The sequence below is a fragment of the Aeromonas sp. FDAARGOS 1406 genome (genome assembly GCF_019048565.1).
In the GTDB taxonomy this organism is placed as follows: Bacteria; Pseudomonadota; Gammaproteobacteria; order Enterobacterales; family Aeromonadaceae; genus Aeromonas; species Aeromonas caviae.
In genome coordinates this window covers 2,782,501-2,797,487 of record NZ_CP077378.1, presented here as the reverse complement: position 1 = coordinate 2,797,487, position 14,987 = coordinate 2,782,501, and the positions used below count along the sequence as shown (strand labels likewise).

The window sequence follows — 14,987 nt, the reverse complement described above, 5'->3', positions numbered from 1 at the left end:
AGGAGGGCCAACCCAGGGTTGGCCCTCCTTTTCTTTTGTCCCGCCATGGTGGCTGGCATCAGTTCGCCGCCAGGGCCGCCATCACATAGACGTCGAAGCGGTTGCTCTTGGTCTCGATGGCCATGCTGGGCTTGTGCTCGTTGAGCCAGCCCGCATAGTCGGGCCGCTTCACCACCACCCGCTTGTCAGCCATCCTGAGCGCCGCCGGCAGCAGGGCATCCGCGTCGAGATCCGCCCCCACCAGGGACTGGAACACCCGCATCTCTTTTTTCACCAGCGCCGACTTCTGCTTGTGGGGGAACATGGGGTCCAGGTAGATGACCTCCGGCCGCTCGGTCAGCGTCAGCAGGGTTTCCACCGCCGGGCCTTGCAGCAGTTGCATCCGCTCGCGCACCCAGGGGCCTATCTCGGGATCCTGCCCCGCCCGGGTCAGACCGTCCTGGAGCAGGGCAGCCACCACGGGGCTGCGCTCAATAAGCGTCACCTTGCAACCGAGGGAGGCGAGCACGAAGGCATCGCGCCCGAGCCCGGCGGTGGCATCCACCACGGTCGGCATGGCTCCCGACTTCAATCCCACCGCCTTGGCGATGGACTGGCCGCGCCCGCCACCGAACTTGCGCCTATGGGCCACCGCCCCTTCCACGAAGTCCACATAGACGGCCCCCAGCTTGGGTTCGTCCAGCTTGCGCAGCTCCAACCGCAATTCGGTCAGCACCAGGGCGAAAGGAGCGGGAAACGCCACGTCGGCAAGGCGCTGGCGCAGGGCGTCGAGCTCGCCATCGCGGGCGGGCACTTCACTGAAAACCTGAATATGGGGCATAACATGGACTCATCACGGCGCAGAAGCCGGCATGATAGCAGAAGCGGGGGGTCAGCTCACCGTGGTCAGATTCGCCAGGTTCATTCCCTGACGGTTGAGACTCAGGTACTCGGTCAGATCGTCGAAGGGCAGCGGGCGGCTGAGCAGATACCCCTGGGTGAAGGCGCACCCCTTCAGGCAGAGGAAGTTCAGCTGCTCCCGGGTCTCCACCCCTTCGATCACCACCTGCATGCCGAGGTTGTGCACTATGTTGATGATGCCGTCGAGCAGCAGCCTGTCCTGCTCGTTGAAGGGGATGTGGCGCACGAAGGAGCGGTCGATCTTCACCAGATCCACCGGGAAGGTGCGCAGGTAGTTGAGGGCCGAGTAGCCGGTGCCGAAGTCGTCGATGGCCAGCTTGCAGCCCGCCTCGCGCAGGGCATCGATCCGCACCCTGTGCTGATCGCTGGTCTCCATCAGCAGAGATTCGGTGATCTCGATGATGATGTCCGCCGGATCCAGCTCGAAGTGGCGGATCACCCTGAGCCACTCGTTGGCCTCCGGGTCTATGGTCTGGAACTCCAGGGTGGAGCGGTTGATGGACATCTGCAGATCCGGGAAGCCGGACTGCTGCAATCTGGCCAGATCCCGGCAAGACTGCCACAGCACCAGGGCACCCAGCCCCTGGATGAGCCCCGCCTCTTCCGCCAGCGGGATGAAATCCGCCGGTGAGACCTGACCCCAGTGGGGGTGATACCAGCGCACCAGGGCCTCCAGCTTGGCGACCCGGCCGCTGCGGTTGTCCCAGATGGGCTGGTAGGCCATGGTCAGCTGGCCCAGCTTGATGGCCTCCGCCAGATCGTGCTGCATCTGGTGGCGCTGGCTCACCTCTTCCCGCATGGAGGCGTTGTAGGTGCCGAGGGGGCGTCCCTGGCGCTTGGCGACGAACAGGGCCTGCTCGGCATTGCGCAAGAGCTCGTCGCTGTCGCCGCCGTCATTGGGACAGAGGGTGATCCCCAGGGTGGCGGTCACATAGAGGTGCTGGTTGGCCAGCATGAAGGGACGGGCAAAGCCGCCGATCACCTGCTTGGCAAACACCTCGGCCTGACGGCGGTTGACGATGCCGGGCACCAGGAAGGCAAACTCGTCGCCGCCGATGCGGGCCACTAGGTCTTCGGTGCGCACCCGGCTCACCAGCCGATCCGATACTTCCCGCAGCAGGGCGTCGCCCACATGGTGATCCATGCTGTTGTTGACCGCCTTGAAGTTGTTGAGGTCGAGCACCATGAGGGCGAAGCGCTCCCCCCGCTCGCAGAAGCGGGCCAGACAGCGACCGAACAGCCAGCGGTTGGGCAGGCCGGTGAGGTTGTCGTAGTTGGCCTGGGCGGCGATCTTCTGCTCCGCCAGCTTGGTCTGGGAAAGATCGCTGAAGATGGCGATGTACTGACTGATCTTGCCCCCTTCCCGCACGGCGCTGATCATCAGCTGCTGGGGATAGAGCTTGCCGTTCTTGCGCTTGTTCCACACCTCCCCACGCCAGATCCCCACCCGCTCCAGGGCGTGGTACATGTCCGCATAGAAGGTCTGATCGTGCAGTCCGGACTTGAGCATGCTGGGCCGCTGGCCACACGCCTCCTCCTCGCTGTAACCGGTGATCTTCTCGAAGGCCGGATTGACCGAGATGATGCGACTGTCGGCATCGCACACCAGAATGGCTTCGGAGAGGTTGTCATAGACCCGGTGGGAGAGCTTGAGCTGCTCCGCATGGCGCCTGATGGGATCGATGTTCTCCAGCACCACCATGAGATAGTCGGGGTGCATCTGCTCGTTGCGGATCAGGGTCACCGTCACCCGTCCCCACAGGACGGTCCCATCCCGATGGAGATAACGCTTCTCCTGGGTAAACGCGGGACGCTCCCCCCGCTTGAGGGCGTCGTAGAGCGCAATGCTGGTCTGCCAGTCGTCCGGATGGTTGATTTCGGCGACGGTGAGCTGTTGCAGCTCCTCCTGGCTGTAGCCGAGCATCTTCTCGATGGCCGGGTTCGCCCAGAGGATCTTGCCGCCCAGATCCACCTTGCCGATGCCCACGGGCGCATGGGACATCATGGTGTCCAGGAAGTGGTGATGTTCCGGTTGCGCCGGCTGCTCCTGGCTCTGGCGCTGCTGATACATCAGCGCCAGTTCACGACCGGCGAGCGGGGCCAGCAGACGCAGCAGGCCCACTATCTTCTCCATTCTCGGCATGGCCCGCTTGAACATGACGCTGCACAGGCCGATGGTCTCTCCCTCGGCGTTCTTGAGCGCGACGCCGGCATAGGCTCTCACCTCGCAGCGCTCCAGCACGGCGGCGTGGGGGAACAGCTGGCGGGTACGATCACTGAACCAGGCTTCACCCTGTTGCATGGCGATCTCCCCCGGAGTGTCGGCGAGGGGGAAGCTGTAGGAGTTGATGTCGAGGGAGGCGGGATAGGCGGCATGCACGGTAAAGAACAGACCCGCCTGATCCTTGCCGGACACCAGGACGAAGTCAGCCCCCACCGCGTTGGCGATTTCACTCACAAAGGCATCAAAATATCCCTGACCACTCGAATGAGACAGGCTGGAGATGATTTGATAGACAGACTCGAGTGCTCGCCTCATGGCAAGGTTCTTTCTCTCCCTGGAAGGTAGAACCCGACTCTACTGAAGAGGCGGGGACAGTGCAAACATGCACTCCGCAAGATATTAAAAAGGCTTGGAAAAAGGGACCAAAAGGTCCCTTTTTCTATCAAAAATCACGTTTCGATCCCACTATGCCGCAAATGTGTACCTGCTTGAAGCTCCCGCAGTGGCGCGGCAGCTCATCCAATCGAGGCTCACTGTGGCGGCGGGACCTCACGCGGCGATACCGCTGTGACGCAGCAGCGCATCCACCTGGGGCTCCCGGCCACGGAAGGCACGGAACAGCTCCATCGGTTCCCTGGAGCCGCCCTTTTCCAGAATGTTCTTCAGGAAGGAGTGGCCCGTGGCCGGGTTGAAGATCCCCTCCTCCTCGAAGCGGGAGAAGGCGTCGGCAGAGAGTACCTCGGCCCACTTGTAGCTGTAGTAGCCCGCCGCGTAGCCGCCCGCGAAGATGTGGGAGAAGCTGTGCTGGAAGCGGTTGAACGCCGGAGGCGTCATCACGGCGACCTGGCTGCGCACCTCATCCAGCAGCGCAGGGATCTGATCCGCGCTGGCCGGGTCAAACTCCTGGTGCAGGCGGAAGTCGAACAGGGCGAACTCCAGCTGGCGCAGCATCTGCATCGCCGCCTGGAAGTTGCGGGCGGTCAGCATCTTCTCCAGCAGATCAGCGGGCAGCGGCTCCCCGGTCTCGTAATGGCCGGAGATGAAGGCCAGCGCCTCGGATTCCCAGCACCAGTTCTCGAGGAATTGGCTAGGCAGCTCCACCGCATCCCAGGCCACGCCGTTGATGCCGGCCACACCGGCCACATCGATGCGGGTCAGCATGTGGTGAATGCCGTGGCCGAACTCGTGGAACAGGGTGACCACTTCGTTGTGGGTGAACAGGGCCGGTTTGCCGTCCACCGGGCCGTTGAAGTTGCAGGTCAGGTAGGCCACCGGCTTTTGCAGGGAGCCGTCCTGACGGTAGCGGCGACCCAGGCAGACATCCATCCAGGCGCCGCCCTGCTTGTGCTCGCGGGCATAGAGATCCAGGTAGAAGCTGCCGCGCAGCTCGTCATCGGCGTCAAAGATGTCGTAGAAGCGCACGTCCGGGTGCCAGGTGTCGATGCCGAGACGCTCGCGCACCTTCATGCCGAACACCCGCTTGACCACCTCGAACAGCCCCTTCACGACCCGACCGGCGGGGAAGTAGGGACGCAACTGCTCATCAGAGACCGAAAACTTGTGCTGTTTGAGCTTTTCTGCGTAATAGGCAAGATCCCAGGCCGCCAGTTCGTCCTGACCGTGCTGCTCGGCGGCAAAGGCGCGGATCTCTTCGAGCTCCGCCTTGCCTTGCGGCAGGGACTTGGCCGCGAGATCCGTGAGGAAGGTCACCACCTGCTCGGGCTTGTCCGCCATCTTGGTGGCGAGCGACAGCTCGGCATAGTTGGCAAAGCCCAGCAGCCGGGCCAGCTCGCGGCGCAGGGCGAGCAGCTCGGTCATGATGGCGGAGTTGTCCCACTTGCCGGCGTTCGGTCCCTGGTCGGAGGCGCGGGTGGTGAAGGCCTCGTACAGCTCGGCGCGCAGGGCGCGGTTGTCGGCGTACATCATGACCGGCAGGTAGGAGGGGATGTCCAGGGTGAACAGCCACCCCTCCTTGCCCTTCAGTTCGGCCAACTGGCGGGCGGCGGCCTGTGCGCTCTGCGGCAGCCCGGCCAGTTCGGCCTCGTCGGTCACCAGCTTGCTCCAGCCCTGGGTCGCGTCCAGCACGTTGTTGCTGAACCGGGAGGCCAGCTCGGAGAGGCGGGCCTGGATCTCGCCGTAGCGCTGCTGCGCCTCGGCGGGCAGACCGATGCCGGAGAGGCGGAAGTCGCGCAGGGTGTTCTGGATCTCCTTGCGCTGGGCATCGTCCAGCCGCGGGAAGTCGTCGCTCTCGGACAGCGCCAGATAGGCCTGATAGAGGCCTTCATGCTGGCCGACATAGGTCTGGAATTCGGAGAGCAGTGGCAGGCAGGCGTCGTGAGCCGCCCGCAGCGCCTCGCTGTTGAGTACGGCGTTGAGGTGGCTGACGGGCGACCAGATCCGGGAGAGGCGGTCATTGACCTCTTCCAGCGGCGCGATAAGGCTGTCCCAGGTGTGGGGTTCCTTCTGGGCCAGCACGTCCTCAATCTTCTGTTTGCAATCGGCGATGGCCTGCGTCACGGCAGGTTGCACCTGATCGGGCTGGATCTGGCTGAAGGGAGGCAGCGAGTCCATTGTCAGCAAAGGGTTAGTCATCTGCGGTACCTCTAAATGCTCTGCAGCCCCTGCCGTCCAGAAGCCTGCTTGGACCATCTAAGATGTAGGCAGAAACCCCATTTATCAAGCCTTTGCCGCCAAGAGACGGGCATGTTGCCCACTTTTTCAGGCATTTTGTTCATAAAACCAGCATTCCATCTGCCAGAGACGACAATGCCGGCCCGAGGGCCGGCATTGTGAGGGCATGGACACTCCCCGCCTCAGCGTCGGGCGTCCTCTTTCAACCACTGGGCGACCCGCTTGGCGAAGTAGGTGAGGATGCCATCGGCCCCGGCCCGCTTGAAGCAGAGCAGGGACTCCAGGACGCACTCCTTCTCCTTGAGCCAGCCATTCTGGATCGCCGCCATGTGCATGGCGTACTCGCCGCTCACCTGATAGGCGAAGGTCGGTACGCCGAACTGATCCTTCACCCGGCGGATGATGTCCAGGTAGGGCATGCCCGGCTTGACCATGACGCTGTCGGCCCCTTCCGCGATATCCAGCGCCACCTCATGCAGGGCCTCGTTGCCGTTGGCCGGATCCATCTGGTAGGTCGCCTTGTTGCTCTTGCCGAGGTTGCCGGCAGAGCCCACCGCGTCGCGGAACGGACCGTAGTAGTGGGAGGCGTACTTGGCGGAGTAGGCCATGATCTGCACGTTAACGAAGCCGTTCTCCTCCAGGGCCGCACGGATGGCCCCGATACGGCCGTCCATCATGTCGGACGGTGCGACGATGTCGGCACCGGCGGCGGCATGGGAGAGCGCCTGCTTCACCAGGATCTCGGTGGTGATGTCGTTTTGCACATAGCCTTCATCGTCGATGATGCCGTCCTGACCATGGGTGGTGAAGGGGTCGAGCGCCACGTCGGTGATGACCCCCAACTCCGGGAAACGGGCCTTGAGGGCACGGGTCGCCCGCTGGGCCAGGGCATCCGGGTTGTAGGCCTCTTCCGCCATCAGGCTCTTGCGGGCCAGCGGGGTGACCGGGAACAGGGCCACCGCCGGCACGCCCAGGGCGACCAGTTCGGCGGCCTCTTCGAGCAGCAGATCGATGGAGAGACGATCCACCCCCGGCATGGAGGCGACGGCCTCCCGCTGACCCTCTCCCTCCAGCACGAACACGGGATAGATGAGATCGTCGACGGTCAGTACGTTCTCGCGCACCAGGCGGCGGCTGAAATCATGTTTGCGCACCCGGCGCAGACGGCGACCCGGGAAGGCCCCCGGAAGAGTTGTGGCCATGAATCACTCCAAAAGCGGAAGTTGGAAAAATGCGGCGGAGGTGGCCCGGGTATGGGCCAGCAAGGCCTCGGGCGCTTCACCACGGCAGGCCGCCACCACCTGGGCGATGTGCGGCAAGAAAGCGGGTTCGTTGCGTTTGGGCCTGGGCTTCAGATCCCGCGGCACCAGGTAGGGGGCGTCCGTCTCTATCATCAGGCGACCCGCCGGAATGCGCGCCACCTGCTCGCGCAGCAGCTGGCCGCGCCGCTCGTCACAGAGCCAGCCGGTGACGCCGATGTGCAGCCCCAGCGCCAAGCACTCGTCCAGCTCGGCGTCGGAGCCGGTGAAGCAGTGCAGCACGGCCCCCGGCAGGCGGGGCAACCAGGGGCGCAGGATCTCGACGAATTTGTCATGGGCATCGCGGCAGTGGAGAAACACCGGCATCCCGAGATCGGCGGCGAGCGCCAGCTGGGCGTCAAACACCGCGTCCTGCACCGGACGGGGGGAGAAGTCCCGGTTGTAGTCGAGACCGCACTCGCCGATGGCCACCACCTGGGGCAGGGCCGCCAGTTCGCGCAAGGCGGGCAGGGTCGCCTCATCGACGCTTTTGGCATCGTGGGGATGTACCCCGGCGGTGGAGAAGCAGTAACCGGGCCAGCGGGCGGCCAATGCGGCGCTCTCGCGGCTGCCGGCCAGATCCGTGCCGGTCAGGATCAAGGCTTCCACCCCGGCGGCGCGCGCGCGTTCCACCAGGTCGGCCTGTTCGCCGGCAAACTGGCTGCTGGTCAGGTTCAAACCGATGTCGATCATGAAATCCGGGATTCCGAACAGAAGAGATGCATATCAGGTATTTGAAAACCACCTACTCGATGGGGCCTTACCATACGCCTCGAACGGAGGCATGAAAAGAGGAAGGGAGCCTCAGCTCCCCTCTTCCGATTGTTCCTGCTCCTGCTCGTCTTCTTTCTTCACGTAGAAGCGGGCGAAGAAGAGACCCAGTTCCCAGAGCGCCCACATGGGGATCGCCAGCAGGGTCTGGGAGAACACATCCGGCGGCGTCAGCAGCATGCCGACCACGAAGACCCCGACGACGACGTAAGGGCGCTTCTCCTTCAGGCTCTTGGGCGTGGTCACCCCGGTCCAGCACAGCAGTATGGTGGCCACCGGGATCTCGAACGCCACCCCGAACGCGAAGAACAAGGTCAGCACGAAGTCCAGGTAGCTGGCGATGTCGGTCGCCACCGTCACCCCGGCGGGGGCGGTACTGGTGAAGAAACCGAACACCAGGGGGAACACCACGTAGTAGGCAAACGCCATGCCGGCGTAGAACAACACGGCACTGGAGGCGACCAGCGGCATGATGAGACGCCGTTCATGCTGGTACAGACCGGGGGCAATGAAGGCCCAGGCTTGGTAGAGCAGATAAGGGATCGCCACGAAGAAGGAGACCACCAGGGTCAGCTTGATGGGCGTGATGAAGGGGGTCGCCACATCCGTCGCTATCATGCTGGTCCCTTCCGGCAGCTGGCTGAGCAGCGGCTGGGCCACGAAGTCGTAGATGTTGTTGGAGAAGTAGATCAGCGCAATGAACACCAGCAGAATGGCGGTGATGGAACGCAGCAGGCGCGTTCTCAGCTCCACCAGATGGCTGATGAGGGGTTGTTCTGCCTGACTCATGGCTTACCCTCCCCCTTGGCTGCGGACTCGCTGGCGGGCACTGGCTCGCTCTCTCGCTGACTGTTGACCGGTGGCACCTCTGAGGTCACGGGCACCGAGGCCGCCACCGGAATGGCTGGCTCGGCCTGGGCGGGCTCCCGAGGCGGGCGGATCTCGTTCTCCCCCTGATAGGGACGATTCACCGACTGGGCGGCCGCTTTCAACTGCTCGATGGATTCCTGCAGCTCGGGGCTCAGGTTGTTCATCTGCAACCGTTCGGCCTTCTTCAGATCGTTGTGCAGATCCTGCAACTTGAGCTCCTGTTCCAGCTCGGCCTTGACCGAGTTGGCGGTGCTGCGGATCAGCCTTATCCAGTGGCTGGCGGTGCGGATCGCGACCGGCAACCGCTCGGGGCCCAGCACCACCAGGGCGACGACGCCGATGACGACCAGTTCCCAAAAACCGATGTCGAACATGGCTTAGGCCTGATCTTTGTCTTTCTGCTTGGCGGCTTCGGCGTTGCTGGCCGTCTCGTTCAACTGCTTGGTCGGGAACTCGGCATCTTTCTGCTCGGGTTTGGTGTCGGCCGGCTCATCGGAGAGCGCCTTCTTGAACCCCTTGACCGCCGCGCCCAGATCGCCACCGATACCGCGCAATTTCTTGGTGCCAAACAACAGCACGACGATGACTGCGATGATCAACAACTGCCAAATACTGATACCACCCATGACTTTCTCTCCGGATAGGCGCCCGATGGCGCAGGTTATTTAATGGGAACGGGTTCGCAACCAACCCAGCAGCCAGCATAACCCGGCGCCGGCGAGGCTGATTTGTCCCCACTCAATGTGTTGTTTCTGGGTCAGCAAGAATACACCCGCGAGCAGCAGGCTGGCTCCAACCCCTAAGAGGTAGCGGGCCTGCCCCTGACGGCGACTGTGGCGACGGAAATCGGCAAACATCTGGTCGAAGTGGTGCTGCTGATGGCGGGCCTGACGCAGGGTCTCGTAGACCAGCTCCGGCAGCTCCGGCAGTTTCTCCGCCCAGAACGGCGCCTTCTCCTTGATGGCATTCCACACCGCCTTGGGGCCGACCTGCTCGTGCATCCAGTTTTCCAGATAGGGCTTGGCGGTCTGCCACAAATCCAGCTGGGGATAGAGCTGGCGACCCAGCCCTTCCACATAGAGCAGGGTCTTTTGCAGCAGCACCAGCTGCGGCTGCACCTGCATGTTGAAGCGGCGCGCGGTGTTGAACAGATTGAGCAGCACGTGGCCGAAGGAGATCTCGGAGAGCGGTTTCTCGAAGATGGGCTCCAGCACGGTGCGGATGGCGAACTCGAACTCGTCCACCTTGGTATCGGGCGGCACCCAGCCAGACTCCACGTGCAGCTCGGCCACACGGCGGTAGTCGCGGTTGAAGAAGGCGAGGAAGTTCTCCGCCAGGTAGCGCTTGTCTTCCCGGTTGAGGGTGCCGACGATGCCGCAGTCGATGCCGATCCAGAGCGGATTCTCGGGGTGTTCGAAAGAGACGAAGATGTTGCCCGGGTGCATGTCGGCGTGGAAGAAGCTGTCACGGAACACCTGGGTGAAGAACACCTCCACTCCGCGCTCGGCCAGCAGCTTCATGTTGGTGCCGTTGGCTTCCAGCGCCGCAATGTCGGAGACCGGAATGCCGTAGATGCGCTCCATCACCAGCACCTGCTCACGGCAATGGTCCGTGAACACCTCGGGCACGTAGAGCGCCTCGGAGCCGGTGAAGTTGCGGCGCAGCTGGATGGCGTTGGCCGCTTCGCGCATCAGGTTGAGCTCGTCGAGTATGGTCTTGCGATACTCCTCCACCACCTCGACGGGGCGCAGTCGTCCGCTCTGGGGCACGAAACGGGCCACCAGACGAGCCAGGGCCTGCATCAGGCGCAGGTCGGCCTCGATGACCGGCTCGATATCGGGACGGATCACCTTGATGACGATCTCGCGGCCGTTCTCCTTCAACCGGGCGGTGTGCACCTGGGCGATGGAGGCGGATGCCAGCGGCGTCTCGTCGAAGTCATCGAACAGAGTCTCGACGGGGCAACCCAGGCTCTCTTCTATCTGGCGACGGGCGGCCTGACCACAGAAGGGAGGCACCCTGTCCTGCAGCAGGGCCAGCTCTTCGGCAATGTCGGGGGGCAGCAGGTCTCGGCGGGTCGAGAGCATCTGGCCGAACTTGATGAAGATGGGGCCCAGGGCCTCGAAGGCGAGGCGAATACGGGCGCCACGGCTCATGCCTTGTTGCTTGTTCTTGAGCCAGAACAGACTGCGACGGGCCAGACGGCCAGGCCAGGGCTGATAACGGGCGGGCACCAGCTCGTCGATGCCCTGTTCCAGCAGGATGCTGACGATGCGATAGAGGCGTTTGAACTCCTTCGGGGTCATCAGCTCACCTGCTGTTCGAGGCGGGCAAGCCGCAACTCGATCGCCTTCATCTGTTGGGCCAGCTCTTCGACATCGTCATTGAAGCTCGCCACTTCCAGCGGACCCGGGGCAAGCCTCGCCTCCTCGGTCAGATACTCGGCCACTTGACGCTGGGAACGGCACAACTCTCGCCCCACAAAACGGCGAGCCTGACGGGCACCACTGCACAGGGTGTGGGCCACCACATCGCCGGTGTAGCGGGACAGCTCCTCTTCCCAGTCGATATCGAGCTCGCCAAGCAGGGCGCTGAATGCCTGCACCAGCTGGGGGTCACCGCTCAGGTCCAGCTTCTCCTCGCGGATGTAGCGGGTCAGGGCGGAAGGCTCCTTGAGCAGGCCGAGGGCAGTCAGGGAGAGGCTCAACACCGCATCCGCCTCGCCTTCAAACCTGGCCAGCACATCCAGACGGCGCTCCGAGAAGACAAACCAGAGCGGCTTGAGTTCGCGCAGCTCCAGTTTGAGTACCTTGCCCGTCAGCTTGCGCAACCGCTCCGGGCTCTGTTTGTCCAGGGCCAGCAACTGGTTGAGGCTGGTTTCGATCACCGCGGTGACCATGGCATCCATCGGCATAGGCGACCTTAAAACTTGTAACCGCGGTGCAGGGCGACCACGCCCTGGGTCAGGTTGTAGAACTCCACCTGCTCGAACCCGACCTGCTCCATCATACCCGCCAGGGTCTGCTGATCCGGGTGCATGCGGATGGATTCCGCCAGGTATTTGTAGCTTTCGCTGTCGTTTGCTACGATTTCGCCCATTTTCGGCAGCAATTTGAAGGAGTAGAGATCATAAAGCTTGGCGATCACTTCGCTCACCGGCTTGGAGAACTCCAGCACCAGCAGGCGGCCACCCGGCTTGAGCACCCGGAACATGGAGGCAAGCGCCTTGTCCTTGTCGGTGACGTTGCGCAGGCCGAAGCCGATGGTGATGACGTCGAAATGGTTGTCAGGGAACGGGAGCGCCTCGGCATTGGCCTGTACGTAGGAGACGTTGTTGGCCACCCCCAGGTTGCGCAGCTTGTCGCGGCCCACCTTGAGCATGGAGTCGTTGATGTCTGCCAGGACCACCTGGCCGGTCTCACCCACGATGCGGGAGAACTTGGCGGTCAAATCCCCTGTGCCGCCAGCCAGATCCAGCACCTTCTGTCCTTTGCGGACACCGGAGCAGTCGATGGTAAAGCGCTTCCAGAGGCGATGGATGCCGAACGACATCAGATCGTTCATCAGATCATACTTGGCCGCTACCGAATGAAAGACACCGGCGACCAGGGTTTCCTTCTCGGTCGCTGCCACGGTTTTATAGCCAAAATGCGTAGTAGTAGTCTGTTCCGACATCCCTCAAATACCCATAGAGCAAAGAATGGCCGCCAGTTTACCAGAGCCGATGGCGTGCGGACACCTCAAACCCGGCTTGTGACCAACTGCATCCCCAGCACGACCATGGCCAGACAGAGGAACAGATTGAGACCGATATTGAGCAGTGCCTTCAGATAGGCCCCTTGCTGGGCCAGCACGACCGTATCGAGGGCAAAGGAGGAGAAGGTGGTCAGGGCACCGAGGACACCCACCATCAGCAATGGCTTCATCGGGTGTTCCACCACGTGACCATGGCTGATCAGGGCATAGGCAATCCCCATGATGAAGGAACCCACCACGTTGACCACCAGGGTGCCATAGGGAAAGTGGCGTCCCAGCAGCCATGCCATCAGCTCGGCGATGCCAAAGCGCAGGCAGGCACCGAAGGCGCCCCCGACAGCGACAAATAACCAGGTTTGCATCAAGCAGTCTCCAAGATTGTCAGGTTGGCATTATGCAAAATCTCGACAGCAGGGGACAGCCGGGCAATTAATCGACCCGGCTAGACCCTAGCGGCGAAAGTCTACCGGTTCTGGATTCACAAGGTGGAGGGTCGTCTCAGCCGGGCGAGTATCGGCGATGACTCTGCCATGGCGGATGGAATAACGCACCGGCACCTGGCGGCGCACCGCATCAAAACCATTCTCAGCAGGAAGGATCAGCAGGTTGGCGGGCTTGTCCACCTCGATGCCGTAGCGATCCTGCACGTTCAGGGTGCGGGCGCTGTGGTTGCCGATGAGCTTGAGACTGTCGTTGATCTGTTCATAGCCCATGATCTGGCAGACATGCAGCCCCATGTGCAGCACCTGCAACATGTTGGCCGTGCCCATGGGATACCAGGGATCGAACACGTCGTCGTGGCCGAAGCAGACGTTGATGTTCGCCTCCAGCATCTCCTTCACCCGGGTGATGCCACGACGCTTGGGATAGCTGTCGAAGCGCCCCTGCAGGTGAATGTTCACCAGCGGATTGGCGACGAAGTTGATGTCCGCCATCTTCAGCAGCCTGAACAGTCGCGACGCATAGGCACCGTTATAGGAATGCATGGCGGTGGTGTGGCTGGCGGTCACCCGATGGCCCATGCCGCGCTCGTAGGCCAGGGTTGCCAGCGTCTCGATAAAACGGGACTGTTCGTCATCGATTTCGTCGCAATGCACATCCATCAAAACCTGATATTTCTCCGCAAGATCGAAGACGTAGTGCAGACTTTCGACCCCGTACTCCCGAGTGAACTCGAAATGGGGGATGGCACCGATCACGTCGGCCCCCAGCTTGAGGGACTCTTCCAGCAATGCCTTGCCGTTGGGGTAGGAGAGGATCCCCTCCTGTGGGAAGGCCACTATCTGCAGCTCCACCCACTCCTTCATCTCCTCCCGCACCTCCAGCATCGCCTTCAGAGCGACCAGATTGGGGTCGGAGACATCCACGTGGGTACGGACAAACTGGATGCCGTTGGCAATCTGCCATTTCAGTGTCTGGATGGCTCGCTGTTTCACATCCTCATGGGTCAGCAGCGCCTTGCGCTCGGCCCAGCGCTCGATCCCCTCGAACAGGGTACCGGAGAGGTTCCAACTCGGCTCGCCAGCCGTCTGGGTGGTATCGAGGTGAATGTGCGGTTCGATAAAGGGGGGGATGACAAGGCCTTGCTCACCATCAAGCTCGCGGGCAGAGAGCAGCTGAGTGCTCATGGGCTCAATGGCCCGGATCACGCCTCCCTGACAGAGGATTTGCCACATCCCTTCCCTGCCCGCCAGACGCACATTCCTAATCAGCATGTTCTTTCCCCTTCGAAAGCGTAGTTGTCTTTGCCAATCCACAACTTAGCCCGGATCCCTTTAAGAGAGAAGCGGCGCCCGGAAAGCATACGGGATAGAAAGGGAAGATATCTCAGCAACAAGAAGGTGCGACATTGCAGGACTGCAATTTGCGATGGATGGCTGAAAGGCAGATACAAGAAAGCCTCCCTATTGGGAGGCTTTCTTATTTAATGGTGCTGATACCCAGAATCGAACTGGGGACCTCATCCTTACCAAGGATGCGCTCTACCGACTGAGCCATATCAGCACACTAACCGGTAAAGACCACGCTCAATGCGTAATCTAAAATTGGGTGCCTGGCAGTGTCCTACTCTCGCATGGCGAATGCCACACTACCATCGGCGCTACAGCGTTTCACTTCTGAGTTCGGCATGGGGTCAGGTGGTTCCACTGCGCTATTGCCGCCAGGCAAAATCTTAATCCAGAAAGCTGACGTGAATAACGACTTTGCTAGTTGCTTGTCATTACCACTGAATTTGTAAGTAGTTCACTCATTCGCTACAAGGCCAGAAACACTTCTTGGGTGTTGTATGGTTAAGCCTCACGGGTAATTAGTATGGGTTAGCTCAACGTATCGCTACGCTTACACACCCCACCTATCAACGTTGTGGTCTCCAACGGCCCTTTAGGACCCTCAAGGGGTCAGGGATGACTCATCTCAGGGCTCGCTTCCCGCTTAGATGCTTTCAGCGGTTATCGATTCCGAACTTAGCTACCGGGCAGTGCCACTGGCGTGACAACCCGAACACCAGAGGTTCGTTCACTCCGGTCCTCTCGTAC

At 61.9% G+C, this 14,987-nt stretch carries 13 protein-coding genes, 1 tRNA gene and 2 rRNA genes (1 of these 16 running past the window's edge); all 16 read right to left on the bottom strand.

Annotation, left to right across the window (positions count from 1 at the left end; genetic code table 11):
• Positions 1–58: 58 nt before the first annotated feature.
• A complete protein-coding gene (locus tag I6L36_RS13135; RefSeq protein WP_216987142.1) occupies positions 59–811 on the bottom strand; it encodes a class I SAM-dependent methyltransferase in 753 nt (250 codons plus the stop codon).
• A 60-nt stretch (positions 812–871) separates the two neighbouring features.
• The gene (locus I6L36_RS13130; RefSeq protein WP_216986714.1) at positions 872–3,439 is read right to left on the bottom strand and encodes a bifunctional diguanylate cyclase/phosphodiesterase; all 2,568 of its coding nucleotides are present in this window, start codon (positions 3,437–3,439) and stop codon (positions 872–874) included.
• A 234-nt stretch (positions 3,440–3,673) separates the two neighbouring features.
• Positions 3,674–5,716 (bottom strand): oligopeptidase A, encoded by a 2,043-nt coding sequence (gene prlC, locus I6L36_RS13125; RefSeq protein ID WP_216986713.1) that lies wholly within the window; start codon positions 5,714–5,716, stop codon positions 3,674–3,676.
• Between the two features lie 221 nt (positions 5,717–5,937).
• A complete protein-coding gene (hemB, locus tag I6L36_RS13120; RefSeq protein ID WP_216986712.1) occupies positions 5,938–6,957 on the bottom strand; it encodes a porphobilinogen synthase in 1,020 nt (339 codons plus the stop codon).
• Between the two features lie 3 nt (positions 6,958–6,960).
• The gene (locus tag I6L36_RS13115; RefSeq protein WP_104455030.1) at positions 6,961–7,746 is read right to left on the bottom strand and encodes a TatD family hydrolase; all 786 of its coding nucleotides are present in this window, start codon (positions 7,744–7,746) and stop codon (positions 6,961–6,963) included.
• A gap of 111 nt (positions 7,747–7,857) precedes the next feature.
• The gene (tatC, locus tag I6L36_RS13110) at positions 7,858–8,613 is read right to left on the bottom strand and encodes a twin-arginine translocase subunit TatC (RefSeq protein WP_216986711.1); all 756 of its coding nucleotides are present in this window, start codon (positions 8,611–8,613) and stop codon (positions 7,858–7,860) included.
• Positions 8,610–9,068, bottom strand: coding sequence for a Sec-independent protein translocase protein TatB (gene tatB, locus I6L36_RS13105; protein WP_104455028.1), 459 nt, complete (start codon positions 9,066–9,068; stop codon positions 8,610–8,612). Before tatB ends, tatC begins: the two co-directional genes overlap by 4 nt.
• A 3-nt stretch (positions 9,069–9,071) precedes the next feature.
• Positions 9,072–9,320, bottom strand: a complete 249-nt coding sequence (gene tatA / locus I6L36_RS13100; RefSeq protein WP_010672358.1) for a Sec-independent protein translocase subunit TatA — start codon at positions 9,318–9,320, stop codon at positions 9,072–9,074.
• A 39-nt stretch (positions 9,321–9,359) separates the two neighbouring features.
• Entirely contained in the window at positions 9,360–11,000 is a 1,641-nt protein-coding gene (gene ubiB / locus I6L36_RS13095) for a ubiquinone biosynthesis regulatory protein kinase UbiB (protein WP_010672357.1), read from the bottom strand.
• Positions 11,000–11,608 (bottom strand): SCP2 domain-containing protein, encoded by a 609-nt coding sequence (locus tag I6L36_RS13090; RefSeq protein WP_029313421.1) that lies wholly within the window; start codon positions 11,606–11,608, stop codon positions 11,000–11,002. The genes ubiB and I6L36_RS13090 overlap by 1 nt, the downstream gene beginning before the upstream one ends.
• 8 nt (positions 11,609–11,616) lie before the next feature.
• Positions 11,617–12,369, bottom strand: a complete 753-nt coding sequence (ubiE, locus tag I6L36_RS13085) for a bifunctional demethylmenaquinone methyltransferase/2-methoxy-6-polyprenyl-1,4-benzoquinol methylase UbiE (RefSeq protein ID WP_010672355.1) — start codon at positions 12,367–12,369, stop codon at positions 11,617–11,619.
• 65 nt (positions 12,370–12,434) lie between these two features.
• On the bottom strand, positions 12,435–12,812 hold the full coding sequence (gene crcB, locus I6L36_RS13080) for a fluoride efflux transporter CrcB (protein ID WP_041212051.1): 378 nt from the start codon (positions 12,810–12,812) through the stop codon (positions 12,435–12,437).
• Between the two features lie 87 nt (positions 12,813–12,899).
• The gene (locus tag I6L36_RS13075) at positions 12,900–14,165 is read right to left on the bottom strand and encodes a cytosine deaminase (RefSeq protein ID WP_053288919.1); all 1,266 of its coding nucleotides are present in this window, start codon (positions 14,163–14,165) and stop codon (positions 12,900–12,902) included.
• 213 nt (positions 14,166–14,378) lie between these two features.
• Positions 14,379–14,454: transfer RNA gene (locus I6L36_RS13070), tRNA-Thr, on the bottom strand.
• A gap of 47 nt (positions 14,455–14,501) precedes the next feature.
• A 5S ribosomal RNA gene (gene rrf, locus I6L36_RS13065) occupies positions 14,502–14,616 on the bottom strand.
• A 121-nt stretch (positions 14,617–14,737) separates the two neighbouring features.
• A 23S ribosomal RNA gene (locus tag I6L36_RS13060) occupies positions 14,738–14,987 on the bottom strand (it continues 2,640 nt past the right edge of the window).

Excerpts from the sequence above, each read along its gene's own strand:
- I6L36_RS13130 (WP_216986714.1), bottom strand. The coding sequence starts at position 3,439 with ATGAGGCGAGCACTCGAGTCTGTCTATCAAATCATCTCCAGCCTGTCT.
- prlC (WP_216986713.1), bottom strand. The coding sequence starts at position 5,716 with ATGACTAACCCTTTGCTGACAATGGACTCGCTGCCTCCCTTCAGCCAG.
- hemB (WP_216986712.1), bottom strand. The coding sequence starts at position 6,957 with ATGGCCACAACTCTTCCGGGGGCCTTCCCGGGTCGCCGTCTGCGCCGG.
- I6L36_RS13115 (WP_104455030.1), bottom strand. The coding sequence starts at position 7,746 with ATGATCGACATCGGTTTGAACCTGACCAGCAGCCAGTTTGCCGGCGAA.
- tatC (WP_216986711.1), bottom strand. The coding sequence starts at position 8,613 with ATGAGTCAGGCAGAACAACCCCTCATCAGCCATCTGGTGGAGCTGAGA.
- tatB (WP_104455028.1), bottom strand. The coding sequence starts at position 9,068 with ATGTTCGACATCGGTTTTTGGGAACTGGTCGTCATCGGCGTCGTCGCC.
- tatA (WP_010672358.1), bottom strand. The coding sequence starts at position 9,320 with ATGGGTGGTATCAGTATTTGGCAGTTGTTGATCATCGCAGTCATCGTC.
- ubiB (WP_010672357.1), bottom strand. The coding sequence starts at position 11,000 with ATGACCCCGAAGGAGTTCAAACGCCTCTATCGCATCGTCAGCATCCTG.
- I6L36_RS13090 (WP_029313421.1), bottom strand. The coding sequence starts at position 11,608 with ATGCCGATGGATGCCATGGTCACCGCGGTGATCGAAACCAGCCTCAAC.
- ubiE (WP_010672355.1), bottom strand. The coding sequence starts at position 12,369 with ATGTCGGAACAGACTACTACTACGCATTTTGGCTATAAAACCGTGGCA.
- crcB (WP_041212051.1), bottom strand. The coding sequence starts at position 12,812 with ATGCAAACCTGGTTATTTGTCGCTGTCGGGGGCGCCTTCGGTGCCTGC.
- I6L36_RS13075 (WP_053288919.1), bottom strand. The coding sequence starts at position 14,165 with ATGCTGATTAGGAATGTGCGTCTGGCGGGCAGGGAAGGGATGTGGCAA.